The organism is Gleimia europaea ACS-120-V-Col10b, assembly GCF_000411155.1.
Classification (GTDB): Bacteria; Actinomycetota; Actinomycetes; order Actinomycetales; family Actinomycetaceae; genus Gleimia; species Gleimia europaea_B.
The window spans coordinates 785,960-811,139 of record NZ_KE150266.1 but is presented as its reverse complement, the minus strand read 5'-3'; the positions used below and the strand labels follow the sequence as shown (position 1 = coordinate 811,139).

25 protein-coding genes are annotated in these 25,180 nt (G+C 58.4%); 17 read left to right on the top strand and 8 right to left on the bottom strand.

The genetic code is table 11. The features are described 5' to 3' along the window. Positions 1 to 5: 5 nt before the first annotated feature. From alr to HMPREF9238_RS03640, 7 genes are all read left to right on the top strand, one after another. Complete coding sequence (gene alr, locus HMPREF9238_RS03670) at positions 6 to 1,196, top strand: alanine racemase (protein WP_040316470.1); 1,191 nt, start codon at positions 6 to 8, stop codon at positions 1,194 to 1,196. A gap of 27 nt (positions 1,197 to 1,223) precedes the next feature. Next, entirely contained in the window at positions 1,224 to 1,745 is a 522-nt protein-coding gene (gene tsaE / locus HMPREF9238_RS03665; protein WP_016444100.1) for a tRNA (adenosine(37)-N6)-threonylcarbamoyltransferase complex ATPase subunit type 1 TsaE, read from the top strand. After that, the gene (gene tsaB, locus HMPREF9238_RS03660; RefSeq protein ID WP_016444099.1) at positions 1,742 to 2,410 is read left to right on the top strand and encodes a tRNA (adenosine(37)-N6)-threonylcarbamoyltransferase complex dimerization subunit type 1 TsaB; all 669 of its coding nucleotides are present in this window, start codon (positions 1,742 to 1,744) and stop codon (positions 2,408 to 2,410) included. Before tsaE ends, tsaB begins: the two co-directional genes overlap by 4 nt. Next, positions 2,407 to 2,991 carry a GNAT family N-acetyltransferase gene (locus HMPREF9238_RS08570; protein ID WP_016444098.1) on the top strand — a complete coding sequence of 195 codons (585 nt, stop codon included), beginning with the start codon at positions 2,407 to 2,409 and terminating at the stop codon, positions 2,989 to 2,991. The genes tsaB and HMPREF9238_RS08570 overlap by 4 nt, the downstream gene beginning before the upstream one ends. Before the next feature lie 280 nt (positions 2,992 to 3,271). Then, positions 3,272 to 3,976, top strand: a complete 705-nt coding sequence (locus HMPREF9238_RS03650) for a succinate dehydrogenase cytochrome b subunit (protein WP_016444097.1) — start codon at positions 3,272 to 3,274, stop codon at positions 3,974 to 3,976. 10 nt (positions 3,977 to 3,986) lie between these two features. After that, positions 3,987 to 5,963 (top strand): fumarate reductase/succinate dehydrogenase flavoprotein subunit, encoded by a 1,977-nt coding sequence (locus tag HMPREF9238_RS03645; RefSeq protein ID WP_016444096.1) that lies wholly within the window; start codon positions 3,987 to 3,989, stop codon positions 5,961 to 5,963. Beyond that, entirely contained in the window at positions 5,960 to 6,703 is a 744-nt protein-coding gene (locus tag HMPREF9238_RS03640) for a succinate dehydrogenase/fumarate reductase iron-sulfur subunit (RefSeq protein WP_016444095.1), read from the top strand. The genes HMPREF9238_RS03645 and HMPREF9238_RS03640 overlap by 4 nt, the downstream gene beginning before the upstream one ends. A gap of 78 nt (positions 6,704 to 6,781) precedes the next feature. Here HMPREF9238_RS03640 and HMPREF9238_RS03635 read toward each other — a convergent pair whose 3' ends face one another. After that, complete coding sequence (locus tag HMPREF9238_RS03635) at positions 6,782 to 7,597, bottom strand: HAD family hydrolase (RefSeq protein ID WP_016444094.1); 816 nt, start codon at positions 7,595 to 7,597, stop codon at positions 6,782 to 6,784. A gap of 92 nt (positions 7,598 to 7,689) precedes the next feature. Between HMPREF9238_RS03635 and tsaD the strand changes: the two genes are divergently transcribed. Next, entirely contained in the window at positions 7,690 to 8,736 is a 1,047-nt protein-coding gene (gene tsaD, locus HMPREF9238_RS03630; protein WP_051109807.1) for a tRNA (adenosine(37)-N6)-threonylcarbamoyltransferase complex transferase subunit TsaD, read from the top strand. On the opposite strand, the gene HMPREF9238_RS03625 is transcribed toward tsaD, so the two are convergent. Continuing rightward, on the bottom strand, positions 8,713 to 9,387 hold the full coding sequence (locus tag HMPREF9238_RS03625; RefSeq protein ID WP_016444092.1) for a DUF3159 domain-containing protein: 675 nt from the start codon (positions 9,385 to 9,387) through the stop codon (positions 8,713 to 8,715). The two genes, tsaD and HMPREF9238_RS03625, sit on opposite strands and share 24 nt — an antisense overlap. 213 nt (positions 9,388 to 9,600) lie before the next feature. On the opposite strand from HMPREF9238_RS03625, the gene HMPREF9238_RS03620 reads away from it, so the two are divergent. Both HMPREF9238_RS03620 and HMPREF9238_RS03615 read left to right on the top strand, forming a co-directional pair. Continuing rightward, positions 9,601 to 10,194, top strand: coding sequence for a DUF2975 domain-containing protein (locus HMPREF9238_RS03620; protein ID WP_016444091.1), 594 nt, complete (start codon positions 9,601 to 9,603; stop codon positions 10,192 to 10,194). After that, the gene (locus HMPREF9238_RS03615) at positions 10,184 to 10,405 is read left to right on the top strand and encodes a helix-turn-helix domain-containing protein (RefSeq protein WP_016444090.1); all 222 of its coding nucleotides are present in this window, start codon (positions 10,184 to 10,186) and stop codon (positions 10,403 to 10,405) included. The genes HMPREF9238_RS03620 and HMPREF9238_RS03615 overlap by 11 nt, the downstream gene beginning before the upstream one ends. 46 nt (positions 10,406 to 10,451) lie before the next feature. Here the strand turns inward: HMPREF9238_RS03615 and HMPREF9238_RS03610 are convergent, their stop codons facing one another. Together HMPREF9238_RS03610 and HMPREF9238_RS03605 are read right to left on the bottom strand one after the other, a co-directional pair. Then, the gene (locus HMPREF9238_RS03610; protein ID WP_016444089.1) at positions 10,452 to 11,636 is read right to left on the bottom strand and encodes a glutamate--cysteine ligase; all 1,185 of its coding nucleotides are present in this window, start codon (positions 11,634 to 11,636) and stop codon (positions 10,452 to 10,454) included. Between the two features lie 43 nt (positions 11,637 to 11,679). Beyond that, on the bottom strand, positions 11,680 to 12,939 hold the full coding sequence (locus HMPREF9238_RS03605) for a THUMP-like domain-containing protein (RefSeq protein WP_016444088.1): 1,260 nt from the start codon (positions 12,937 to 12,939) through the stop codon (positions 11,680 to 11,682). Positions 12,940 to 13,097: 158 nt separating this feature from the next. Here HMPREF9238_RS03605 and groES point away from each other — a divergent pair, with 158 nt between their 5' ends. Then, the gene (gene groES / locus HMPREF9238_RS03600) at positions 13,098 to 13,394 is read left to right on the top strand and encodes a co-chaperone GroES (RefSeq protein WP_016444087.1); all 297 of its coding nucleotides are present in this window, start codon (positions 13,098 to 13,100) and stop codon (positions 13,392 to 13,394) included. Between the two features lie 72 nt (positions 13,395 to 13,466). Here groES and HMPREF9238_RS03595 read toward each other — a convergent pair whose 3' ends face one another. Beyond that, complete coding sequence (locus tag HMPREF9238_RS03595; protein WP_016444086.1) at positions 13,467 to 13,760, bottom strand: WhiB family transcriptional regulator; 294 nt, start codon at positions 13,758 to 13,760, stop codon at positions 13,467 to 13,469. Between the two features lie 205 nt (positions 13,761 to 13,965). Between HMPREF9238_RS03595 and HMPREF9238_RS03590 the strand changes: the two genes are divergently transcribed. The 3 genes from HMPREF9238_RS03590 to guaB all read left to right on the top strand — a co-directional run bounded on the left by HMPREF9238_RS03590 (position 13,966) and on the right by guaB (position 17,828). Beyond that, positions 13,966 to 14,904 (top strand): MerR family transcriptional regulator, encoded by a 939-nt coding sequence (locus HMPREF9238_RS03590; RefSeq protein WP_016444085.1) that lies wholly within the window; start codon positions 13,966 to 13,968, stop codon positions 14,902 to 14,904. Positions 14,905 to 14,938: 34 nt separating this feature from the next. Continuing rightward, positions 14,939 to 16,192 carry an AGE family epimerase/isomerase gene (locus HMPREF9238_RS03585; protein ID WP_016444084.1) on the top strand — a complete coding sequence of 418 codons (1,254 nt, stop codon included), beginning with the start codon at positions 14,939 to 14,941 and terminating at the stop codon, positions 16,190 to 16,192. Positions 16,193 to 16,322: 130 nt separating this feature from the next. Then, on the top strand, positions 16,323 to 17,828 hold the full coding sequence (gene guaB, locus HMPREF9238_RS03580; protein ID WP_016444083.1) for an IMP dehydrogenase: 1,506 nt from the start codon (positions 16,323 to 16,325) through the stop codon (positions 17,826 to 17,828). Between the two features lie 62 nt (positions 17,829 to 17,890). On the opposite strand, the gene HMPREF9238_RS03575 is transcribed toward guaB, so the two are convergent. After that, positions 17,891 to 18,580, bottom strand: coding sequence for an exonuclease domain-containing protein (locus HMPREF9238_RS03575; protein WP_016444082.1), 690 nt, complete (start codon positions 18,578 to 18,580; stop codon positions 17,891 to 17,893). A gap of 92 nt (positions 18,581 to 18,672) precedes the next feature. Here HMPREF9238_RS03575 and HMPREF9238_RS03570 point away from each other — a divergent pair, with 92 nt between their 5' ends. The 3 genes from HMPREF9238_RS03570 (at position 18,673) to HMPREF9238_RS03560 (ending at position 22,683) form a co-directional block, all read left to right on the top strand. Beyond that, on the top strand, positions 18,673 to 19,797 hold the full coding sequence (locus HMPREF9238_RS03570) for a GuaB3 family IMP dehydrogenase-related protein (RefSeq protein ID WP_016444081.1): 1,125 nt from the start codon (positions 18,673 to 18,675) through the stop codon (positions 19,795 to 19,797). Between the two features lie 132 nt (positions 19,798 to 19,929). Continuing rightward, a complete protein-coding gene (locus HMPREF9238_RS03565; protein WP_016444080.1) occupies positions 19,930 to 21,330 on the top strand; it encodes a class II fumarate hydratase in 1,401 nt (466 codons plus the stop codon). A 150-nt stretch (positions 21,331 to 21,480) separates the two neighbouring features. After that, a complete protein-coding gene (locus tag HMPREF9238_RS03560; protein WP_016444079.1) occupies positions 21,481 to 22,683 on the top strand; it encodes an MFS transporter in 1,203 nt (400 codons plus the stop codon). A gap of 58 nt (positions 22,684 to 22,741) precedes the next feature. On the opposite strand, the gene HMPREF9238_RS03555 is transcribed toward HMPREF9238_RS03560, so the two are convergent. Together HMPREF9238_RS03555 and HMPREF9238_RS03550 are read right to left on the bottom strand one after the other, a co-directional pair. Continuing rightward, a complete protein-coding gene (locus HMPREF9238_RS03555) occupies positions 22,742 to 23,095 on the bottom strand; it encodes a hypothetical protein (protein WP_016444078.1) in 354 nt (117 codons plus the stop codon). Positions 23,096 to 23,097: 2 nt separating this feature from the next. Further along, a complete protein-coding gene (locus HMPREF9238_RS03550) occupies positions 23,098 to 25,110 on the bottom strand; it encodes an NAD(+) synthase (RefSeq protein WP_016444077.1) in 2,013 nt (670 codons plus the stop codon). Between the last annotated feature and the right edge of the window lie 70 nt (positions 25,111 to 25,180).

Genomic DNA, 25,180 nt, shown 5'->3' with positions numbered 1-25,180 from the left:
GGGGAATGGCAGTGAGTGAACAGTTAGCGCACTATCCGGCAGTTGCCGAGGTCGATGTTGCCGCGCTTGTAGCAAATGCTGCGCGCATGCGCCATTTCGCTCCGGAGGTTCGCCACTTGGGAATAGTGAAAGCGGACGCCTACGGGCATGGCAGACACCAGGTTGCCCGCGCACTTGCCCTCGCAGGCTACGACATTCTGGGTATCGCCCAGCTTGCCGAGGCTCTTGAGCTGAGCGATTTCCTTAAACGGGAAGGGTTTTCCCAGGTAAGTGTTTTCAGTTGGATTCTGCCGGTAGCCGATGAGGCCGCCATTCGCCAAGCGATCGAAGCCGGAATCGAACTGTCGGTGTCTAACCTGGATCAGCTTCACCTGATTGAGCGGCAGGGGCTACCCGCTCGCATCCACTTGAAAGTGGACACGGGAATGGGCCGCGCGGGAGCAATCTCCACCGAGTTCCCTGCCCTCGCGCTCGCCGCAAGCAAAGCCAAGCACGCGAACGTCGTGGGCGTGTGGTCGCATTTGGCGCGCGCTGACGAGGCCGGTGAGGAGGGCAAGCAAGCCACCCGGCTTCAAATCAAGATTTTCAACGAGGCGGTGCAGGCAGCTGCAAACGTTGGCCTGACTGGGTTCGCTCGCCACCTGGCGGCAACGTCGGGGCAGATTTGGCATGAGGACGCTCATTTTGACATGGTGCGCGATGGCATTGGCTTATATGGGCTTTCCCCAGATCCGCACCATTCGGCCTCCCTCGATTTGGGGCTACAACCGGTGATGACGTTAAAAGCTGACCTGGTGCAGGTCAAGCGTGTGCCGCGCGGCCAAACCGTTTCATATGGAGGAACATGGGTGGCTCCCACGGATCGTTGGCTTGGCCTTGTCCCCCTCGGATATGGGGACGGGATTCCTCGCCACGCTGCAGGTAAAGGTCCGGTCAGCGTGTACACGCGCGCGGGGAGGATCGACACGCGCGTGGTTGGGCGCGTGTGTATGGATCAGTTTGTGATCGACCTTGGGCCGGTGGCAGGTAGCCAGCCGCCCGCCCTGGCCGGCGACACCGTGGTGCTGTTTGGAAATCCCAAGGCAGAAAATACGCCCGGGTGTCCGCTTGCCGATGATTGGGCGCAGGCGTGCGGCACTATCAATTACGAGATCATCACTCGGTTGGGTGCGCGCGTGCCAAGAGCGTACTCTTAGAGCGGCGCTGATACGTAAAGGAAGACCATGTTTACGATTACTGCAAGAAGCGCGGATGATACGCGCAACTTGGGGGCAGCTCTTGCCCAGTTTGTGTGCGGGGGCGACATGATCATGCTCACCGGTGATCTTGGCACGGGCAAGACCACGTTCACGCAGGGGCTTGGCCGCGCGATGGGGGTGAAGGGGCGTGTTGCTTCCCCCACGTTCATCATTGCGCGCGTGCATAAGGGCAATCCAGATTTGGTACACGTGGATGCGTATCGCATTAAGGATCTTGATGATCTAGAAACCTTGGATCTTGACACGGCGCTGGAAGAGTCCGTGTTGGTTGTCGAGTGGGGCGAGGGCAAAACCGAGTCGCTTTCTGCAAACCGCCTTGAAGTCACGTTCAAAAACCCGGCCGCCGTGGACGATTTGAGTGAAAACCTGGAGCACGCTGATTCCAACATTCGTGAGGTCACTTTCAACCCGGTAGGCCCGCGTTGGAGTGGAGAGGATGCGCTTGAAGAAACGCTTCGCGAAGCAGTTGAGGGAGCATACGCATGAAAGACCTGTGCATTGACACCTCCGGCGGTGCGGTAGTTGCGGTTGTAACGGAGGGTGCCACTACGGTAAATACGGAGCCTAACTCTCGCGCTCATGCCGAACGCCTCGCTGAGCTCATCTCGCTTTCAATTAGTGAGGCGGGGCTTGGTAAGACGGTAAAAGAGGCCGGCCTGGATCAGGTGATTGTCGGTACGGGGCCGGCTCCTTTCACGGGGCTTCGCGCCGGCCTCGTAACTGCTCGGGTGATTGGCCGCGTGGCTGGAATCCCCGTGCGCGGTATTGGTTCACTGGAGGTTTTGGCACGCTCATACTTGGATGACATGCCTCCTGGCGCCGAGGTTGTGGTGACTACCGACGCGCGCCGCCACGAGGTGTATTGGGCGCACATTCGTGCGGCTGGCCCGAACGATGTTGAAGTTATTGAAGGGCCGGCGGTAAACACCGCTGATTGTGTGGCCAACAAGTTCCGCGCTGGCGACGTCGAGTTTGTGGGCCCAGCCTGCCAGCTCTACCCGGACGCTTTCCCCAGTACGCGCGGCACTGCCGGATTTGATGTGGCCGTGGCGTCACGGATTGTGCGCGCCCGCCTCGATAATGGGGTTGAGGACTTCCTGGTAGATCCGCAGTATCTGCGCCGCCCAGACATTCACGGCGAAAAGAAGTGAACCTAGCTCCCACCCCGGTGGTTTTGACCGGGGCCAACTTGGAACAGGTGTTGCACTTTGAACAGCAGGTTTTCCCAACGGCTGACCAGTGGAGCCGCGCCAGCTGGGCCGGTGAGCTTTCTAGCCCCGACCGCATCCACTTTGGAGTATTCGACCAAAACGTGCTGATCGCCGCCGCCGGGGCTTGCATAAACGAGGTGGCCGATGTGCTCACCATCGGGGTGCTAGATCAATACCGGGGCCGGGGAATAGCGGGCGCGCTACTCGATCACCTGCTACAGGTGCTTGCCAGCGCCCGGTTTTACACGCCCCGGGAGGTACACTACCTGCCGTCGACGGGCCCAGAGAACGATTTAGAACTGCCCGGTGGAAGCGAAGAATCTTGCGCTGGGCCTGCCGGCATTGCGCGCCCCCTACGCCGGGTCCGCAGCGTCATGTTGGAAGTGCGCGCGTCTAACACCAGCGCGATCGGCCTGTACAGATCGCGCGGTTTCAAACAGATCGCAAAGATTGCGCGCTACTATCGTGCCCCGCGCGAAGACGCTGTTGTGATGGAGTTAAACCTTCCGGGCGTTAAGTAAACGCCGTCCCAACTGCGCCCTCATAACCCGTAAAGAACAGTTGGTGGCGGCAAGTTTTGCGACATTCAGTCATTATGAAACTCAATTGTTGCCTAATAGGCGTGATTTTCCGCCATTAAAGGGGCTCGAAGCGATCGTAAACCCTGCGCCCTCGCCGCCCCGGCAAAGCTCGACAATTCGCGGCAGATCGCCAAAAAGTAGGAATTTGTGCGAGGGGTCTGCACCGTCGTTACGATCGTATATGACATGAGTTGTGCGTCACGTATGTACCCTTGAATACATGGCCAATAAAAATCTCGAAACGAGGAAGCGCCGTGCCTGGAACACGAACGTGTTCGTTAAGCAACTGATGGCAATCTCCGGCCTCTTCTTCGTCATGTTCGTTATCGTCCACGCGTACGGAAACTTGAAGATGTTCCTCGGCCAGGAGGCGTACGATGAATACGCTCACTGGCTGAAGGGTGACGCCTTCTATCCGCTACTGCCTGAAGGTGGACTTATCGTTATATTCCGCACGGCAATGATTCTGTTCGCGCTCGTGCACATCCTGGCAGCGTTCCACACCTGGCGTGTTTCTAATAAGGCACGCGCCGACCGCTACTCGGTGAAGAAGAACGTTGCAGACTCTTACGCTGCGCGCACCATGCGCGTATCCGCAGTGATCTTGCTGTTCATGATCGCGTTCCACATTCTCCACTTCACTACGGCAACGATTCCCGCTGGCTTCGACGCAAGCGAGACGTCCCCGTACATGAGGATGATCGGAGCCTTCTCTAACCCGGCTCTCGTTGTCCTGTACGCCGTCTTTGTAGGAACCGTTGCAATGCACATCGGTCACGGCATCTGGTCGGCTCTGCAGTCCATGGGCTGGCTACGCCGCAACACCCAGCACGTCACCGTTGTGATTGGTGGCATTGTTGCTGCAATCGTGTTCGTGATGTTCATGCTGCCGCCGGTCGCTATCGCATTCGGCTTTATTTCTTGAGGAACGTGAAATGACTGATCAGCTTATCCACGGCCTCTACCGCGAAGGCGAGAAAATCGCGGACACTAAGGCACCTTTAGATGTGCCCCTAGCGCAGTGTTGGGAAACCCGTAAGTTTAACGCGAAGCTCGTGAACCCGGCTAACCGACGCAAGCTCAAGGTGATCATCGTTGGTACCGGTCTTGCAGGTGGCGCTGCCGCCGCTTCGCTTGGCGAAATGGGTTACCACGTTGACGCATTTTTCTACCAGGATTCCGCTCGCCGCGCCCACTCTATTGCGGCGCAGGGTGGTATTAACGCGGCGAAGAACTACCGCAACGACAACGACTCGGTATTCCGCCTGTTCTACGACACCGTTAAGGGTGGCGACTACCGTGCTCGCGAGACCAACGTTTACCGTCTCGCTGAAGTCTCAGCAAACATTATCGACCAGTGCGTTGCCCAGGGCGTTCCCTTCGCTCGCGAATATGGCGGTCTGCTAGACAATCGCTCATTCGGTGGCGTGCAGGTATCGCGTACGTTCTACGCTCGTGGCCAGACAGGCCAGCAGCTCTTGATCGGCGCCTACCAGGCGCTTGAGCGTCAGGTTGAGGCCGGCACGGTTGTGGAACACCGCCGCCACGAAATGGTTGAACTCATTGTTTCGGACGGACGCGCTCGCGGTATTGTTGCCCGCAACATGACAACTGGTGAGCTGGAGACTTACACCGCAGACGCTGTTGTTCTGGCAACGGGTGGTTACGGAAACGTATTCTTCCTGTCCACCAACGCTATGGGCTGTAACGGCACGGCGGTTTGGCGTGCACACCGCAAGGGCGCTTACTTCGGAAACCCCTGCTACACGCAGATTCACCCCACCTGCATCCCGCAGCACGGTGACCAGCAGTCGAAGCTGACGCTCATGTCAGAGTCGCTACGTAACGATGGTCGTATCTGGGTTCCGAAGAAGGCAGAGGACTGCAAGAAGGATCCGCGCGACATTCCAGAAGAGGATCGCGACTACTACTTGGAGCGCATCTACCCGGCGTTCGGCAACCTCGTTCCGCGTGATATTGCTTCGCGTCAGGCGAAGAACATGTGTGACGATGGTCGCGGTGTAGGCCCGGAGATCGACGGCGTTGCACGCGGCGTTTACCTTGACTTCGCTGAAGCTATTGAGCGCATGGGCAGGGATGCGGTTTCCGCTAAGTACGGCAACCTGTTCGACATGTACGAGCGCATCACTGGCGACAACCCGTACGAAGTTCCAATGCGTATCTACCCGGCTGTTCACTACACGATGGGCGGCCTATGGGTTGACTACGACCTCCAGTCCAATCTGCCTGGCTTGTTCGTAGCGGGTGAGGCTAACTTCTCGGATCACGGCGCTAACCGCCTGGGTGCTTCCGCACTTATGCAGGGCCTGTCCGATGGTTACTTCGTTCTTCCGAACACGATCAACGATTACCTCGCTGACGCTTTCGGCTTCGAAAAGCTTGACGAGAACTCGCCGGTGGTTCAGGAGGCGTTGGACTCCACGCAGGCTCGCATCGATAGGCTCATGTCGATCGATGGTAACCGTTCCGTTGACTCGTTCCACAAGGAACTCGGCCACATCATGTGGGAGTACTGCGGTATGGAGCGTAACGAGGAAGGCCTCAAGAAGGCTATTGGAATGATCCGCGAGCTTCGCGAAGAATTCTACAACAACGTGCGCATTCCGGGCAATACCAAGGGCGCGATGAACCAGTCTTTGGAAAAGGCCGGCCGCGTTGCAGACTTCCTCGAACTGGGTGAACTGATGTGTATTGACGCATTGCACCGCGAGGAATCCTGTGGTGGCCACTTCCGTGCAGAGCACCAGACGCCTGAAGGTGAAGCGCTTCGTCATGACGACAAGTTCACCTACGTGGCTGCCTGGGAGTTTGGCGCCGACGGCGTTCCCACCCTGCACAAGGAAGACCTGATTTACAACAACATCGAGCTTAAGCAGCGGAGTTACAAGTGAACATCACCCTTAAGATTTGGCGCCAGGCCAATCCCGAAGATGCTGGCGCGATGCACGAATACCAGGTACACAACGTGTCGGAAGACTCGTCGTTCCTGGAAATGCTGGACATCCTCAACGAGGAACTATTCGAGGCTGGCGAAGAGCCGATCGCATTCGACTCGGACTGCCGTGAGGGCATCTGTGGCCAGTGTGGCGTTGTAATCAATGGCGTTGCACACGGCCCGGAGGTCACCACCACCTGTCAGCTCCACATGCGTTCGTTCAACGATGGTGACACGATCACCATTGAGCCGTGGCGCGCAACCGCTTTCCCGATTATTCAGGACCTGGTTGTTGACCGCTCGGCTTTGGATCGCATCATTCAGGCCGGTGGCTACATTTCCGTGAACACGGGTGCGGCTCCGGACGCTCACGCTACCCCGGTTCCGAAGCAGAACGCTGACCGTGCGTTCGAGGCTGCCGCTTGCATCGGTTGTGGTGCTTGCGTAGCTGCCTGCCCGAACGCTTCGGCAATGCTGTTCACTTCGGCTAAGGTCACGCACCTGAACATGTTGCCACAGGGCCAGCCGGAGAACCTGATGCGGGTGAAGAACATGCTAAACCAGCATGACGCGGAAGGCTTTGGCACGTGCACGAACATTGGTGAGTGCGCGGCTGTCTGCCCGAAGCAGATCCCGTTGGATGTTATTTCTACGCTGAACCGTCAGCTTGGAAAGGCCGTCCTAAAGGGCGTGTAGCCCAAGCCGTATTGGCCGAATAAAAGGTGGCTTCGAGATTCATCTCGAAGCCACCTTTTTGTTGCGATAGTGCAGCGGTTAGTACAGTCCTGCGTGTTTGAGGGCGTTTGCGAGGCCGTCCTCTTCAATTTGGGTAGAGACGAAGTCCGCTACCGCTTTTACTTCTGGAACGGCGTTGCCCATGGCGATGCCCATGCCTGCAGTAGCAACCATTTGCAGGTCGTTCAGTTCATCCCCAACAGCTACGGTTTGTTCAATGGGGAAGCCAAGCACTTCGGCCACCTCCTTAAGCCCGGTGCCCTTGTTGTACGCAGATAGCATCACCTCTCCGGTATTTGCCACGCCGGTATCAACCGAGGCGGGAATAATCAGGATCTGGGGGCCAAGGTACTCGTTAACGTCTTCGATCGTGAGGCCCGAGGTTGGGGGAATGGTAATCATCCCTTTAGATGAGCCCTCGGGCAGTCCCTTCTTGACGTACGGGGTGACCTGGTCTATGTAGGCGCCCCACCGCTCAACTGCTTCGGGAGTGGACTGGAAAAACATTTCCATAAACCCCTCAGCTGGATGAAGCGCATCAGGGGTTTGCCACAGGCTCATGATGCCGTGTTCACGAAAGTAAGCTTCAGACTCTTCTATGAACTCTTTAGAGAGCCGGTGATCAAAAAGATCCTCCCCATTAAGGCGGGCGTGAGCGCCGTTTGCGCCAATGAAGCCTTGAAAGCCTAGATCCCACAGCCACGGGTAGATTTCAGGTGCTGACCGTCCGGTGCAAATCCACAGGGTATGCCCGTTATCGTGCACCTGCTTCAGCGCTGCGCGCGCAGAGTCGGGGACGGTTTGATGCTGGGTAACAACGGTTCCATCAAGGTCGAGGAATACTAGTCTTTTCATGCTTTCATCGTCTCACACTATTGGAATGGGCAGGGAACCATTTTGGTGTGGGATTGTGCCGCTCAGGGTTTAGAATGCTTGAGGTGATGGAAATGAAAGATGCTTTGGTTTTAGGTATTGAATCGACGTGTGACGAGACAGGCGTGGCGCTGGTTCGCGGCGGACAGCTACTGGCTGACCGCACAGCCACGTCGATGGACGAATACGCGCGCTACGGTGGCATTATTCCGGAGATCGCCTCGCGCGCACACCTTGAGTCTTTCTTACCCACCCTCGATGTGGCGTTAGAGGAGTCCGGAGTCCAACTATCTGACGTGGACGCGGTTGCTGTTGCAGCAGGCCCCGGCCTGGTGGGGTCGCTAACGGTTGGGATATGCGCAGGTAAGGCTCTGGCCACCTCCTTGGGCGTGCCCGTGTACGGGGTGAACCACGTGCTGGGGCATTTGGCTGTAGATGAGCTGGTGCACGGGCCCCTCCCCGATAAGTTCATTGGACTGGTGGTTTCGGGTGGCCACTCCAACCTCCTACTTGTAAACAACATTGCGACGGATGTGCGCGAACTTGGGGGCACGCTCGATGACGCGGCCGGCGAGGCATTCGACAAGGTTGGCCGCCTGCTGGGACTGCCCTATCCGGGTGGCCCGCACGTAGATAGGCTCGCGCAGCAGGGCAATAAGGAAGCGATCAAGTTCCCGCGCGGCCTGTCCGGTGGGCGCGATAAGGAGCGCTACCGTTACGACTTCTCATTCTCGGGTTTAAAGACTGCCGTTTCGCGCTACGTGAAGGCTAAAGAGCTACGCGGTGAACCGATTAGTAAGGCTGATATTTGCGCTGGTTTTAGCGAGGCCGTGAATGACTCCTTGACGGCTAAAGCTGTTCAGGCGGCGCTTGACCACGATGTGAAGACGATTGTGGTTGGAGGCGGGTTTTCCGCGAACTCACGCTTGCGGGAGCTTCTAACTGAGCGCGCTAGCGAGGCCGGCATTGAGGTGCGGATCCCGCCGATCCGCTTTTGTACGGATAATGGGGCGCAGATCGCGGCAATGGGCTCACAGCTGGTAAGAAATGGCGTTCAGCCCTCAACCTTGCAGTTCTCACCGGACTCGCAAATGTCGCTAGGCGAGATGGCGATGGCGTAGCGTACGCAAAAGCCTCCACGAGAAATACGCGGCAACCACGTCTGCGGGCATTCCCAAAGACAGCTTCATGAGTGCCAGCCACTGCACGTTGTCGGTGAAGTAGAGCGGGATTTGAACGCTGAGGCGGGCAACGAACACGAAGAACCATATCCACGTGATCTGGTAGTAGCGCATGCGGGTGAGCTTCCACTCTTCACCTTTACGCCAACGGGTTTTCTCCCCGCGCACTGCTCCGAGCATGACGCCGAGTAGCGGCCAGCGCACCAGGATGGAGATCAGCAGGAGCGAGCCGTAGAACGTGTTCTTCAAGATGGAGATGGCAAATACGTTGACGGCTTGCCCGGTTTTCCACGCCACAAACACCGAGGCGGACATGCTGAGCACTCCAATAAGGGCGGGGCGCACGGGCAGTCTCTGTATCAGGCGTGTAAGAGCGGCGATCGCCGTAAAGCAAAGGGCCAGGCCCGCAGGAAGCAGGTAGTCACCGGTGAGGTTCAGACCGATGAGGAAGATGAGTGTGGGCACTACGGCCTCAACAATGACGCGCCAGCCACCAATGACGGTAAGGGCATCAAACTCTTCTTCGTTTATCGCGGCCAAGCCGCTTTTCTTCTTTGGTTCTGCGGTCACCGCTTCTTGTACGGCAGTCATGTTTCCCCTTCGCGTCAATGTCAACCACAGAAAGAATAGTGTGAAGCGTTGGTAAACGCCTACATTCTGCGGCTTTGATGACGTAGTGCCATGAACTTGCGTGGTGGCGCGCAATTTGTGTCGGTAGGTACCTTTTGGGGTGCTATTGACTTTTGCGCCAGCTAGATTTATCGTTAATCAATAATATTGATAAGCGATAAAAGAGGAGGCAGGATGTCGCGGCTAGAAAAGGTTCCTTTCTGGTTTGCGGCGGCGCTGGTGTGGGTGTTTTCCCTGTTGATGATTGCCGGCCAAACCGTGACGGTTGTTGAACTACTCAGTGGCAAGCGTGTGTTTGGTGGCACGCCGATCAGCGCGTGTGATTTGCCGAATTTTTGCCTGCAAGGAGAGTCGGAGGTTCCCCTAAGTTACGTCTCCGCCGCGAGCATCCAGCTTGCTATTGCCGAGGCTGCGCTTATTGCTGTAGTGATCGCGGCCGGCCTCATCATTGGTACGGCAGTTATTCGGGAAATCAGTAGGGGCCGCGCTTTTGAGCGGCAGACGGTGCGCCTGATGGGGGTGACTGGAATTGTGCTCGCGTTAGGTGGAGTTATCTGCGGTTTTGTCTCCGACGCGGCAAGGTCTTGCCTGCAGGAGGATTCGATTGCGTTCCAAGAGGCCGTGCATCCTGGATCCGGCTCTATCGTGGTAGGGGAGAAACCCGTGTTAGCTGCGGCGCTCTTCTTCGCCGGAGTGATAGCGCTGGCGCTGTGGGCGGCGTTTCGCCAGGGTGCGCGCATGCGGGAGGAGTTGGACTATGTCATCTAAGCCGCTACCGCACCGCGTTGAAGTAACGTTGGACGCTGTTTTAGCTGAGCGAGGCATGACGCTCACCGCGCTATCAGAGGCCACCGGAATCACGATGGCGAATCTGTCGATTCTAAAGACGGGCAAGGCGCGCGCAATCCGCTTCTCTACGCTCAGCGCAATTTGCGAGGCCCTGGACTGTCAGCCAGGAGACATCCTCAAACTCGGTTAGCTCACCAAAACTCGGTGCACTTCGCGACCAGATCGCGGAGTTTTCATTACTGCCGGCGTGCTTCTTTCTTCAGTTCGTTTGGTTTGCTGGCGAGGAAAACAAGCGGATCGATCGGATGGCCGGCTTTGAACTCGTCCTGCATGAGCTCAACCATCGCGCGCGGGCCATCCTCGTGCCGCGCAGCTGCGATAGTGAGCCGCTGGTATGCAGCTCCCTTACGGATGATCTCGTGAATGTGTTCAAGCTCGTCGCGGCAGCCAATCTCCTCGGCAATAGGGAGCAGTTCGGGAAGCATGTTCCTAATCGTCGTAGTCACGTCTTCCTGGTTGCCCGCCTCGTCAACGATCAGGTTGGCTTCCATGCCGTAGCGCGACGCCCGCCACTTGTTTTCCGCGATATACCAGTCGGGGATGCGGGGCAATTCCTCGCCACGGTCATGCATGCGCGAATAGTATTCAACCAGCGTGGCCGTGAGGGCAACGAGCACGCCCACCTCGCGAATGTTCGTGGCTGCGTCAAAAACGCGAATCTCAATGGTTCCTAGCTTTGGCGAGGGGCGAATATCCCAGCGAATCTCAGAGAAGTCGCTGATAATGCCGGTTCTCGTCACGTCCTCAACGTAACGCTCGAGGTCATCCCACTTCTCAAACTGGCGTGGAATACCTGCGGTGGGTAGCTGCTGGAAGTACATGGCGCGGTTGGAGGCGTACCCGGTGTCTTCACCCGCCCAGTATGGGGAGGAGGAAGATAGCGCTTGCAGGTGCGCGAACCGCGTGAGTAGTGCGTTGAGGATTGGCAGAACCTTGGCGGCGTCCTCAATGCCGATGTGCACGTGAACGCCGTACAGCTGCATTTGCCTGCCCCAGTACTGCGTTCTCTCCACGAGTTCGTTGTAGCGGCCCGTGTCGGTAACGCGCTGGTATGCGGGGGTTGCAAAGGGGTGCGTGCCCGCAGCTGCCAGGTCAATGCGCATCGGCGTGGTTACTGGCTGGATGAGCGCGATGTTTTCGAGCAGGTCATCCAAACATTCCGAGGCAAGGCGGCGCGGATTAGATGTGATCTCAATGGTGTTTAGAAGCATCTCGCGGTGAATGTTTGGCACATCGCCCATAGACTCCACGATGTCCATGACGGCGTCGGCGCTCTGTCTGAGGTCGCCGGTATCCTTGTCGATCATCTGGAGTTCCCACTCTACGCCAATCAGGCCGCGCTCGGACTCGTTGAAATGCATGGTGATCCTATGTTGGTCGCTTGCTCTCTGTTACGAGCCTAGTTTAAAGGTCGAGGCGGCGCGCGATGACCGCCCGATGTTGCCCGTCTACTCTCGTTGCAATGACGGTCACGGGGTTTGCGTAAGAGTCGGTTCTTGGCGCCAAAATGCGTTTTAATGCCGTTTGCAGTGCTGTGGGATTAATGTCCGCCCCGCGCTTCTTTACCTCCACGCTGGTAGGTTCGATTTGTCGCAAAGCCTTTGAAATAGCTTTCGGCCGCAGCTGCGTCACGCCCAGCACCTCGAACCCGGTAAGCGCGTTTGCCTCCCTGCTAGCAACAATCTCGTTTGAAGTCAGGTAGGCGATAGATGGTGAAATTGGGCCTTCCAGCGCCGTGTTGTCAACAAATTGGGCGATGAGGCCGGCGCGGATTATCGCCGGATCCGGCTCCCACAAATACTTACCCAGACCGGCGCTGTCCAACTGTTTTGCCGGCTTCGAGGGGTTGCAGGCTTGCCTGAAAGTAAACGCTTCACTACCCCTAATCACGGTGGCGCTGCGGCCCGACCCGTGATTTTGCAGGGCCGGGCTCCATAGGCCCGCTTCTAGTAGCTGCCCGTCCACCGAAACCCAGTTGGCTTCAAAATCAGGCGGAATGTGCTCGTAGGCCAAGCCGGGCGCAACTTTGAGGCCCAGCGCGTCAAAGCCAGTCTTTCGCAGCGGTTCGCGCCAAGACAATGCGAGGGGGAGGGAAGGTGACCACTCCTCGGGAGAGCTAATGCGTCGCCCGCCCGCTGCCGCGCCCGTGCGTCTGGCCGGATCAGCAAAGATTGCCTGCACGCCCTCACTAATCAAATGCTCAATGTCGAGGGCGGCGACGTCCCCCAGGTTCGCTTCGCAATCGGACATGAACCGCAAATTAACCCTGGTGCAGGCAACGGCCTCTGGGTTTATATCCCACGATCGCACGCGCAAGCCCAGGCTGGCCATTGCCAGCGAGTCGATGCCAATGCCGCACCCCAAGTCCGCAACTGCGGTGATTCCTGCATCCTTAAACCGGGCGGCGTGCATCGCGGCCACCCGCAACCTCGTTGCTTGTTCCAGGCCGTCGCGGGTGAAAATCATGGCGCGGGCAAACTCCCCCAACTTGTCTTCTGCCTGCGCCCGCAGTGTCAGTTGGTTAAGCACAGCTGCGCGTTCGCCCGGCTTTAGCTCGTAATTTGCGAGGGCGCCTTCGCGCTCGTCTTCCGCTAGTTCTTGCAGCTCGCTCAACGCCTGCCAGGGCAGTGGCCTGAGAACCAGCTCGATGGGAGAAATGCTCACGAGGCTCCTTCGGATCCAACTTTTGGCACTCAGCTTGCAAGAGTGCTAATCGAGGATCTAATCTTATATATGTAACGCTTACCGTATCCGACCACCCGCGACGGCGGATGCTGTAAATGGCGTGCAGATCAACTACGAATGTGAAAGGGAGTTGGCCAATGTCGATCTCCATTAAACCACTTGAGGATCGTATTGTGATCCAGCAGGTTGAGGCCGAGCAGACTACGGCTTCAGGCCTTGTTATTCCTGATACTGCGAAGGAAAAGCCGCAAGAGGGCACCGTTGTTGCAGTTGGTCCGGGCCGTGTCGATGACAATGGCAATCGTGTGCCGATGGATGTTTCCGAAGGTGACGTTGTTATCTACTCCAAGTACGGTGGCACCGAGGTTAAATACCGTGGTGAGGAGTACTTGATTCTCTCGGCTCGTGACGTCCTCGCGATCGTGGAGAAGTAACTAGGCGCTTCTAACATAGAATCCCACGCCAATGGCGTGGGATTCTATGTATGTTCCTTAAGCTATCCGTGTTTAAGCTACCCGGAAGCGCTTTTTGCGATTAACGATTTCGCGCCGCTCTTCTTCTGTTAGACCGCCCCAAACGCCGTACGGTTCCTGTACGCGCAGGGCGTGCTCGCGGCACTGCTCAAGTACGGGACAGGAGGCGCAGATTGCCTTTGCCGTCTGTGCGCGGCGACGCCTGGTTGAGCCGCGCTCACCTTCCGGATGGAAGAAAATTTCTGTGTCCATGTCGCGACACGCGCCGAGGTATTGCCAATCCCACCGATCCGCTACGGGACCGGGAAGCCTGGAGATATCTGTCATCCTTCTGCTTCCTTTCATATCGCCTCTGTCTGCGACCAAAACCTATATTATTAGTTATGCAAAAGTTGTTCAAGATCCTTCCGTGTATTGTTCGCAACTTTTAAGAAGTTGAGCTCCGGTGGCGCTTCTCTTGTTCGGGCGTAAGAATATTAGTAGGTGACGAACCTTAAATTTTTCTGGAAGTTGTCCAAACTGGAGATGAACAATGCCCCGCCCAGATCTAAGCGCGCACATGAATCCCGCGCCGCTAACCATTGCAACGGTTGCGCAGCGCCTGGGGGTTTCCGCGTCTACGATCCGCACGTGGGAGCGCCGCTACGGTCTAGGGCCTAAACGTGAGCCGGGCAAACGTAGACGGTATAACGAGGTTGAGCTGAAACAGCTTGAACAAATGGTTCGTCTAGTGCGTTCAGGCGTGTTCCCCTCGGACGCGGCAAAAGCAATCCAGTCTTCCACCGAGATACTCGCGGAAAACGAGGCCGCAATCACCGTTGAATCAATCCTCGAAATCGCACGCCGTGGTGACTTTAACTCGCTCCAACGCAACCTTGACGTACTGATCTCGCGCTACGGCCTGCTACACACGTGGCATGAATACATTGGCCCCGCGATGCGTGGTACCTACTACCCGCCAAAAGGCGATCAGCCCGGCATCGCCCCCCGCTCGCTCATCACGCAGGCAACGCTGTACGCCGTGTACCAGGTGGCCAAACAAGCACCGGAACACTCCGCCGGATTCCCAGATGCGTGCCCCGTGCTCATTGTCTGCGACGCCGCGCATGAACTTCGCGCGCACATCGTGGGTGTGGCCCTGGAATGGGAGGGCGTTCCCGCGCGCATTGTCCTGGTAACCGCGCCTGCGGAAGGCCCCGACATTTGCCCGCAAGACGTCAGCGAAGCGATCAAGGAATACCGCGACAGTTTTGGCGCGCACGTCCTCATACTCATTGGCCTACTGTCGGCTGACGAAGCGGTTGTTGAGGGCGTAGATGACAGCTGTTCAAACCTGATTCTGGTGGGCCGGCACTGCCCGTTGGATTCCGCTCCGGGCGCCACGCGCTTGCGCACTCTGACCGCGTGCGTAGAAGAGGCCGTGGATTCAGCGCGAAACTGCTCCATCCCCGAAAGCGGTGGGGTTAACTAGTATTATTCCTCTCTCCCGATTGGAGTAATACCAAATGACTTTCGATTCAGATACGCGCGCCAAGCAGTTTGATGCCCTAATCGATTTCGCAAAAGCCTCCCGGGTTCCAACCGGTTTTGGTTACCTGGACGCGAACGGCAAGGTAGACTCCTCGCGCCCCGTGGAACTTTGGATTACTTGCCGCATGACGCACGTGTTCTCCCTCGCGTCAATCATGGGCGACTCAGAGGCCGGCGTACTTGCCACCCACGGTGTGAAAGCGCTCTCCACTTACTTTTATGATCAGCAGTATTCCGGCTGGTTTTCAGCTATAGGCCACGATACGGAAAACCTGCAGGTAGTTGATGACACCAAGATGGCGTACGCGCACGCGTTCGTGGTGCTAGCGGCCTCGTCGGCGAAAATAGCGGGAGTTGAGGCAGCTGCGGACCTGCTGGATCAAGCGCTTGCAGTGCAGGACGAGTTCTGGTGGGAGGGCGACCAGGCGAAGGTGCGTGAAAGCTATGACCGTGAGTTCGTGGAATGTGAAAGGTATCGCGGTGTGAATGCGAACATGCACACCGTGGAGTCCTATCTGGCCGCGTACGACGCGACGGATGATCGGCAGTGGCTAAACCGTGCGGTGGCGATACTGAACTGGGTTGTTGAGGCTTCCTCGAAAAACAATTGGCGCGTGCCCGAGCATTTTGATGAGAACTGGAACGTGCTCCCGGACTACAACCGAGACCGGCCTAAGGATCCGTTCCGGCCGTTCGGCTTCACGCCGGGACACGGGTTTGAATGGGCTCGCCTCTCGGTTCATGCCGGAGCGCAGCTGGCGCGTAGCGCAGAAAAAGTGCCGCACTGGATGCTAGGTGGTGCCCTCCAACTTTTTGATCGCGCCGTGGCGGACGGGTGGAACGTGGACGGGGCACCCGGATTTGTTTACACCACTGACGAAAACGGCCAGCCCGTGGCGCGCGAACGCATGCACTGGGTGGCGTGCGAAGCAATCGGTGCGGCCGTGACGCTGGCACGCGCGCTCGAAGAGAATGAGGGGTTTGCGGGCGATGACGCGGCGAAAGTAGAAGATCTGCGAGCCCACGCTAACACCTGGTGGGAATACTGCGAACGCTACCTGATTGAACAACCCGGACGCTGGTGGCACGAGTTGGATGAGAACAATCAGCCATCTACCGTGACCTGGCCGGGCAAACCGGACGCCTACCACGTGGTGCAAATGCTACTTTTGCCCGAGCTTCCCCTCGCGCCCACGTTTGCACGCGCAATCCAGGAGGCTATCGCCTGAACACGAAACGCGCCGCTGTTTCACCAGCTGCCGGGACGCGGCCAGCTTGTGGGAGAAGAAGTTTCACATCACTATGCGGGCGCGGATGGGGCCTGACTGCCCCCTGCGTTAGACTGGGCGCGTGAGCGAAATGATCGATAATCCTTTTTCCCTTACTGGCCTTACATATGACGACGTTTTGTTGCTGCCCGAGATCACTGACGTGGTGCCCTCCGAGGTAGACACTACCGCGCAGCTAACAAAGAACATCACTTTGAAAATCCCGATGCTGTCGGCGGCAATGGACACCGTTACCGAGGCGCGCATGGCTATCGCAATGGCTCGCCAGGGCGGCATCGGCATCTTGCACAGAAACCTGTCCATCGAAGATCAGGCGCAGCAGGTGCGCCAGGTTAAGCGATCCGAATCGGGCATGGTTAGCGACCCGGTGACAATCCACAAGGAAGCCACCATTGAGGAGCTGGACAAACTGTGCGGCCACTACCGAGTTTCCGGCCTCCCCGTTGTAGATGCGGACGGTAAGCTCCACGGCATCATCACCAACCGCGACCTGCGGTTCATTCCTCCGAGCGAATGGGCAGCCGCAACGGTGCAGCAGCACATGACTCCCACGCCGCTGATCACCGCGCCTGTTGGAATCAGCCGCGAAGATGCAAAAGCACTCCTCGCCAAGAACCGCATTGAAAAGCTACCAATCGTTGATGACGAGGGGCGCCTGGCCGGCCTCATCACCGTTAAAGACTTCGTTAAAACCGAGCAGTACCCCGACGCCGCAAAAGACAGCGAGGGCCGCCTCCTGGTTGGCGCGGCAGTGGGTTATTGGGGCGACTCGTGGGATCGTGCGGTGGCGCTCGCGGAAGCGGGCGTGGACGTCCTCGTTGTTGATACTGCAAACGGTGGCGCACAGCTGGCGCTAGACATGATCCGCCGTATCAAGACCGATGAGCGTTTTGCTGGCATCGACATAATCGGCGGAAACGTTGCCACCACCGAGGGGGCACAGGCCCTGATTGACGCGGGGGTGGACGCAGTGAAGGTGGGCGTTGGCCCTGGCTCCATTTGCACCACCCGCGTGGTGGCAGGCGTTGGCGTGCCCCAAGTTACCGCGATCTACTTGGCATCGCTTGCTTGCAAGCCGGCGGGTGTACCGCTGATCGCTGACGGCGGCCTGCAATACTCCGGCGACATTGCGAAAGCCCTCGTAGCGGGTGCTAACACCGTGATGATTGGCTCCATGCTTGCCGGTTGCGAAGAGTCTCCGGGCGATCTCGTATTCACCAACGGCAAACAGTACAAGCGTTACCGAGGCATGGGCTCCGTTGGCGCGATGAGCTCGCGCGGGCGCAAGTCCTACTCGAAGGACCGCTACTTCCAAGCGGACGTGTCTTCAGATGACAAGATTGTTCCCGAAGGCATTGAGGGCCAGGTGCCCTACTCGGGTTCGCTTGCCGCAGTCATGTACCAGATGGTTGGCGGCCTGCACCAGTCAATGTTCTACCTTGGCGCGCCCACCATCGCGAAGCTCAAGAAGAACGGCAGGTTTGTTCGCGTAACCTCAGCGGGCTTGCGCGAATCTCACCCGCACGACATTCAGATCACGTCCGAAGCCCCCAACTACCACATAAGCCAGGATTAGGGGATTGCGGATAGCAGGGGTAACCAAGCGCAACTAGCGTGCATACTGGCCGGGAAGCTGACCTACACCAACCAAGTTCGGTTGATGCTTGCTTCCCGGCCTTTGCTCTGCAAGAAAGCCTCAAAATCAGTAGCCCAAACCGCGTGCGCCTGCTTTTGATACTCATGCAAACTATCCAAGCTATACATCGCTAGGCGAGGGTGCTTGCGGATCATCTGCGCCAACAAATCTAAAGTGGCGCGCGTATCCACCTCTGCGTCATGCAAAGACTCATCCGCACTAACCCCGTAGGCTGCCATCAGGTCTGCCAGCGTGCGCTTACCGCGCCGCCTCCGAACCAGCGCGCGATCAAGCACCAGTGGGTCAATCACAGGGCGGATCTGCCCCACACGCTGCGTCAAAGTGGGGAGCTGTATGCGGGCCAGCTCGGCCTCCATAAGCCCCAGGTCATATCCGGCATTAAACGCCACCACGGGAACCCCGTTGCTAAGCGCCTGCGTCAAAGCTCGCGCGACCTCCTCCAACACTTCGGGATAAGGACGCCCATGCTCGCGCGCATACTCTGTGTTAATCCCATGCACCCGCTGGGCAGCCTCCGGAATCTCAATCCCCGGATCCGTCAGCCAATTCGAGATCTGGTCACCATCCTCGTCGCGAAAAACAATCGAGGCTGTAACCAGGCGGCTACTGCCGGGAATCACCCCCGTAGTTTCCGTATCAAAACCCACAAACGGGCCGGCAATCCAAGACATGGATCCTCCTTAATGTTTCACTACGTAGAGCTTATACGCCCATACGGACAAGTATTTGAACAAGTATCACGCAAGCCTCGTATCATGGAAGTGTGACTGAGACGATCAACATTGGACGCGGCAAACAAGCCCGCCGCGCATACTCGCTGGACGACGTGGCAATCGTCCCCTCCCGGCGCACGCGCGACCCCGAAGATGTAAACACGTCCTGGCAAATCGACGCGTACAACGTGGACATTCCCGTCCTTGGCGCGCCAATGGATTCGGCCATGAGCCCCAAAAACGTGATCGCACTAGGCAAACTGGGCGGCATTGGCGTCCTTGACCTCGAAGGCCTGTGGACCAGGTACGAGGATCCCGAACCCGTCTACGAGGAAATCCGCGGCCTGCCCGCGCGCGCCTCAAACCGCAGGCTGCAAGAAATTTACGCCGAGCCTATAAAGCCTGAACTCATTGGGCAGCGCCTGAGCCAGATTCGCGAGGCCGGCGTTGTGGTTGCCGGCAAACTCTCCCCGCAACGCACCCAACAGTACTGGCGCTACGTCGTTGACGCCGGAGTAGACCTGTTCGTCATTCGTGGCACCACGGTTTCCGCCGAGCACGTATCCAGCCGGGCCCAACCCCTCAACCTCAAGCGCTTCATCTACGAACTAGAAGTGCCCGTCATCGTAGGTGGCGTAGCAAACTACAATGCCGCCCTGCACCTGATGAGAACTGGCGCTGCCGGCGTGCTCGTGGGCTTTGGTGGGGGAGCCGCGCACTCCACCCGCCAACTCCTTGGCATTCATGCGCCCATGGCCACCGCAATCGCAGACATTGCCGCAGCCCGGCGCGACTACCTCGACGAATCGGGCGGCAGATACGTGCACATCATCGCCGACGGCGGCATTGGCCTATCTGGAGACCTGCCCAAAGCAATCGCCTGCGGCGCGGATGCCGTCATGCTTGGCGCCGCCCTCGCTCGCGCCAAAGAAGCCCCCGGAAGCGGATGGCACTGGGGATCCGAAGCCTACCATCCCGAAGTTCCGCGCGGACACCGCGTACATGTGGGCACGGTTGGCAGCATGGAAGAAATCCTCTTCGGCCCATCCTCACGCGCCGACGGAACCGTTAACTACATCGGTTCGCTCCGCCGCACCATGGCAACCACCGGTTACCTGGAAGTTAAAGAACTCCAACGCGTAGACATGGTGGTAGCTCCCTACGAACCGCACTAAAGGCGCCTCACCAATATGCGATACGCCTTGGCCCGCCTGGGTATGCGTGCAAACCGCCCCCAGCATGCCCCCGGTGTTAGACAATAAAGATAAGTGCGCGCACGCCGCGCGATCCACGATGAAGGAGAACTAATGACCGAAATCGAATACCGCATTGAGCACGACACGATGGGTGAAGTTCGCGTTCCCAAGAACGCCCTCTACGCCGCACAAACACAGCGCGCAGTTGAGAACTTCCCGATCTCCGGGCGCGGACTTTCTGATCACCACATCGCCGCCCTCGGCCAGGTAAAGCGCGCCGCCGCGATCGCTAACCTTGAGCTCGGCGTCATTGACCAGGCTACCTCGGACGCCATCCGCGAAGCCGCTGAAGAAGTCATCGCCGGCAAGCACGACGGCGAGTTCCCCATCGACGTCTTCCAGACCGGTTCGGGCACGTCCTCGAATATGAACACCAACGAGGTCATCTCTACCCTCGCCACCCGCATTAAGGGTGACAAGGTACACCCGAACGACCACGTCAATGCGTCCCAGTCTTCCAACGACGTGTTCCCCACGTCAATCCACATTGCAGCCGCGCAGGCCGTCGATGAGGTTCTTCTGCCCGGGCTTGAGACCCTAGCGAAGTCGCTAGAAGCCAAGGCGGAAGAATACAAGGACGTCGTGAAGTCTGGCCGCACCCACCTGATGGATGCAACCCCGATCATGCTCGGCCAGGAGTTCTCCGGCTACGCCACCCAGATCCGCTACGGCATCGACCGCGTACACGCCGCCCTTCCACGCCTGTACGAGCTGCCCCTTGGTGGCACCGCTGTTGGCACCGGCATCAACACGCCGGCCGGCTTCTCCCAGCGCGTCATCGAGCTCATCGCCGAGAACACGGGCCTGCCGTTCAAGGAAGCCAGCAACCACTTTGAAGCTCAGGCCGCCCAGGACTCCCTCGTGGAACTGTCCGGCGTCCTGCGCACCATCGCAGTGTCACTAACCAAGATCGCTAACGACCTGCGCTGGATGGGTTCCGGCCCGCGTACCGGCATCGGCGAGCTCCACCTGCCTGACCTGCAGCCGGGCTCCTCGATCATGCCGGGCAAGGTGAACCCCGTTGTTCCGGAAGCCACCGTCATGGTTGCCGCCCAGGTTATCGGCAACGACGCGGCCATCGCGTTCGCTGGCGCCCAGGGTAACTTCGACCTGTTGGTGATGTTGCCCGTCATGGCTCGCAACATCCTCGAGTCGATCAACATCGTTGGCAACGTCTGCACCGTCCTTGCAAAGCGCACGGTTGACGGCCTGATCGCAAACGTTGAACGCTGCAAGGAACTCGCTGAGTCATCGCCGTCCATCGTCACCCCGCTCAACCGCATCATCGGTTACGAGAACGCTGCGAAGATCGCAAAGCACTCCGTAGCTGCGGGCATCACGGTTCGCGAGGCCGTGATCGACCTCGGATTCGTAGAGCGTGGCGAAATCACTGAAGCACAGCTTGATGAAGCTCTCGACGTGGCGTCCATGACCCACCCGAAGGCCAACTAGCGAAACTGAAAAAGGCTCGCGTCCAGCAAACGTTGGGCGCGAGCCTTTTTCATATCTAGGTCGATTCCCCTCGCAAGTGGGACAGCTGGAAACCGCGCACTGACTTTGACACAATCAGCCAGGGTTCGCTTTTGGAAAGATCAAAATAAGTTGGTTTCTGCTGACGTAGCTCGGGCGCGCGCGGGTGTAACCGCGCTGTTCTTCACCAACGGGGCGCTGTTTGCAAACTTCGCGCCGAGGTTTCCGGAACTAAAAGACGCATTTGAACTAACCGCGGGAGGCTACGGCCTGATCATCGCGGCGTTCCCGCTAGGCGCAATCATAGGCGGGCCTTTTGCCGCGAAGTTCGTGGAGCGCTTCACCTCCGCTAAAGTCGCCGCATACGGCACGTTCATGATCGGCATTGCCCTAACCCTTTCCGCGATTTTGGTAGGCGTTGCACAGGCTGGGGGAGCCATCCTCGCAGTGCCGTTTGCGATCCTTTTTGCCCTTGGTGGAGCCACGGACGCGATCGTGGACGTGGGGCAAAACGCGCACGGCCTGCGCGTCCAAAAACGCTACGGGCGCTCCATCATCAACAGCTTCCACGCCTCCTGGTCGCTAGGCGCTATGACCGGTGGTCTCATGGCGATGGCGGCCACCGCGCTGGCAGTTCCAATCGGCTACCACATCGGATTCGCCGGTCTCCTCTTCAGCCTCGTCGCGCTCACCGCCAGCAAATTCACCCTTCCTGGCCACGACACCGCAGACCAGGACGAGCCCAGTATTCATCGGCTGTCTGCAAAGAGCTGGCCCGTTCCCCTCGTTATCGCGCTCCTGCTACTCCTCGCGATCTCCGGTGTGCTCGTTGAAGACATCGCGCAATCTTGGTCCACGCTGTACATGCGTGACTACCTGGGGGCCAGTGCCGCCCTCGCTCCCGCCGCATACGTTTGCATGCTCGCCTTCCACTTCCTGGGACGCATCACGGGAGACAAGTTTGTTAACGAGCTTGGCGCCAAGCGCACCATCCTGCTTGGCGCCGCTCTCATCATCGTGGGCATGAGCGCGGCGCTACTGTTCCAAAACGTCATCGTCACTGTCATCGCTTTCGCGGCAGCGGGTTTTGGGGCGGCCACCACCGTTCCTCTGGCTATGAACGCTGCTGACGACGTGCCCGGGTTGAAGCCGGGCGTGGGCCTAATGGTGGTTTCTTGGCTCATGCGCCTTTCATTCCTGCTCTTGCCGCCGCTGTTGGGGCAGGCGGTTGTTGCGACGTCCCTGCTGGCGCCCATCGTGATCCTGCCGATCGCAGGAGTGCTGATCATTGCCTCCACAGTTGTGCTGGAAGAACACAAACCCGCGCAAGACTAGTCCAAATGTTTTTGCCCGAGGTCAATAAACCGGCCTCGGGCAATGCTATAAGAGCGATTCAGCGCTTGATGTGCGGGTTTTTAGCGTATGAGATGAGTGTGGCCGCCAAGCCCCCGACGGTCACTAACCCTGCCACTATGACCGCGGCTTTCACTGCCGTGGCCACCGAGGGGTAGAAAGCTAAGATCACCAAAGTGGCTCCGTGTGCCAGAGCAATGAACACGAGGGCGCCCAGAATCGGTAGCGACGCGCGGTGCACGTGGCGAACCACCTCGGGGTCATCTGAATGCACCGGCAAACGCAGGGCAGAGCCGTGCCACGCGTCTTCTTTGACAATGCTGGCGATCAAAGCCGTGCCCAAGGTAGCGGCCGCAACGAACAAAAGCCCAAAAATCACCAATAGTGCAGTCACCGCTACCTCTTTTCTAGATTGATGCCCAAGCTCTCAGCCAGCTTGTCGATACGCGCGAGCCACGGCGCTGGTGAAACGTCGGATGCAAGCATGAGGTCACCGCGCGGGGATAGATTCGCACCTTCGAGCACGCGCGGGCCGTTTGCCAGCGTTGAGCGCTTGAACTGATTTGTGAAAAACCGGCGCAAGAACACGCGCTCCCACGTGAGGATCTGCTTCAGGTCAAACTCAATACGATCCGCGCCCTCTAAACCGGTGGGCCACACGCCTTCACCCGCGCTACCCCACGCATTTAGCGTGCGAAACGCCGTGAGCTCTGGGGAAAGCCCCAGGTGGACCAGGTAGTAAGCGTTGAAATCTTGTAGCACGTAAGGGCCGATCATCGCCTGCGTAGACTGCGCCTCTTCGCCTTCACGCGTGGGGATCAGCTCCGGGGTGATCTCCGTCTTCAAAATCGAATCCAGCGTGCTATTGACTTCCTCGCCAAAACGATTCGAGGCCATAATCCAACGGATCAGATGCTGCATTAGAGTTTTTGGCACCCCCGGATTCACGCTGTAATGCGACATGTGATCCCCAACGCCAAACGTGCACCACCCGAGCATGAGCTCCGAATAGTCGCCCGTACCGATCACCAGGCCGCGCCTACCGTTAGCAATGCGGAACAAGAAATCGGTGCGCAGGCCCGCCTGCACGTTCTCAAACGTCACGTCATACACTTCTTCGCCGCGCCCAAACGGGTGCCCCATGTCGGCCAACATTTGGCGGGCCGTGTCGCGAATGTCAATCACCTCGAATGTGGTGCCCAGGACTTCGCACAGCTTGGTCGCATTGTTCTTCGTGTGCGAGGTGGTGGCAAAGCCAGGCATTGTGAACGTCAAAATATCGGTGCGGGGCCGGCCCATGCGCTCCATCGCCTCAACGCACACGAGTAGGGCGTGCGTTGAGTCCAGACCGCCGGAGATGCCGATAACCGGATGCGGGTTTCCGGTGGCCTCAAGCCGGCGCATCAACGCCTGCACCTGCAGGTTAAACATGTCCTCCAGATCGGCTTCCCACAACTGCGGATCCGTGTCTAAGTAAGGGAAGCGGGGCAGCCTGCGCTCTAACGTCCAATCGCTACGCGGGCGCACACAAACCTGCTGGCCGGCAAACATTTCCTCTTGCGCCGGGCTTAAGAGCTTGTGCTCTGCCTGCAGTCGAGCCAGATCAATATCGGCATAAGTGAGGCGTAAACCGGATCCGAACCGGTCGTTTTGTGCCAGTACCTCACCGGCCTCCACGATGAAAGCCTGCCCGTCCCACGCATAGTCGGTTGTTGATTCACCCTCGCCTGCGCCCGCATACACAACCGCGAGTTTTGTGGTTCGCGAGGCCTCACGTGCCCGGGCCAAACGATGCCGTGCAGTTCCTGCAAACGCGGGTGCCCCGCCCAAGTTCGCAACTAGGCTAACGCCATGCTTTGCCTGCATCTGGTAGTCGATCGGTTCCTGCAGTTGCACGCTGATGGATAGGCCGGGCACGTCCTGAACCGTCAGAGGTATCTCGCCCGCAATGAATAGCGGCTGGTCCAATATGACCGAGTAGGCGGCGGAGGCATCAGAGCGGGAACTAAACCAGCGCTTTCGCATTGGGGCGCTATGGGAAGGAGCAAACCAGACCCCCGCGATTTGTCCGCGCGCCACGGCTATCGCCGCGTTCAACATCTTGCCCTCTGCTTGCAACGGGGCGCCAAATAGCGCCACTAGCGGCCAGTTGGAGGAAGTCTGTTTGATGGTCTCTATTGCAGCTTCGCATTCCTCGTGCAGGGTGTCTTGGAACAGCAGATCGTCTGCCGTTACTCCTACCAGCGTGAGCTCTTGAAATACAACTACGCTTGCTCCGGCCTCGCCCGCCTGGCTGGCCGCTTCAATGATGCGGGCCGCATTCGCCGCAGGATCGCCAACCTTGATGGGGATGTTAGCAGCCGCTACACGCACAAACCCGTTTGCGAGGGGGGAGTGAAAGTCGTACATGTTTTTCCTTCACAGGTGGGAAGTAAATCCGGGCGTGGTTATCCCTGTCTTCGATTTTAGAGCCCAATTA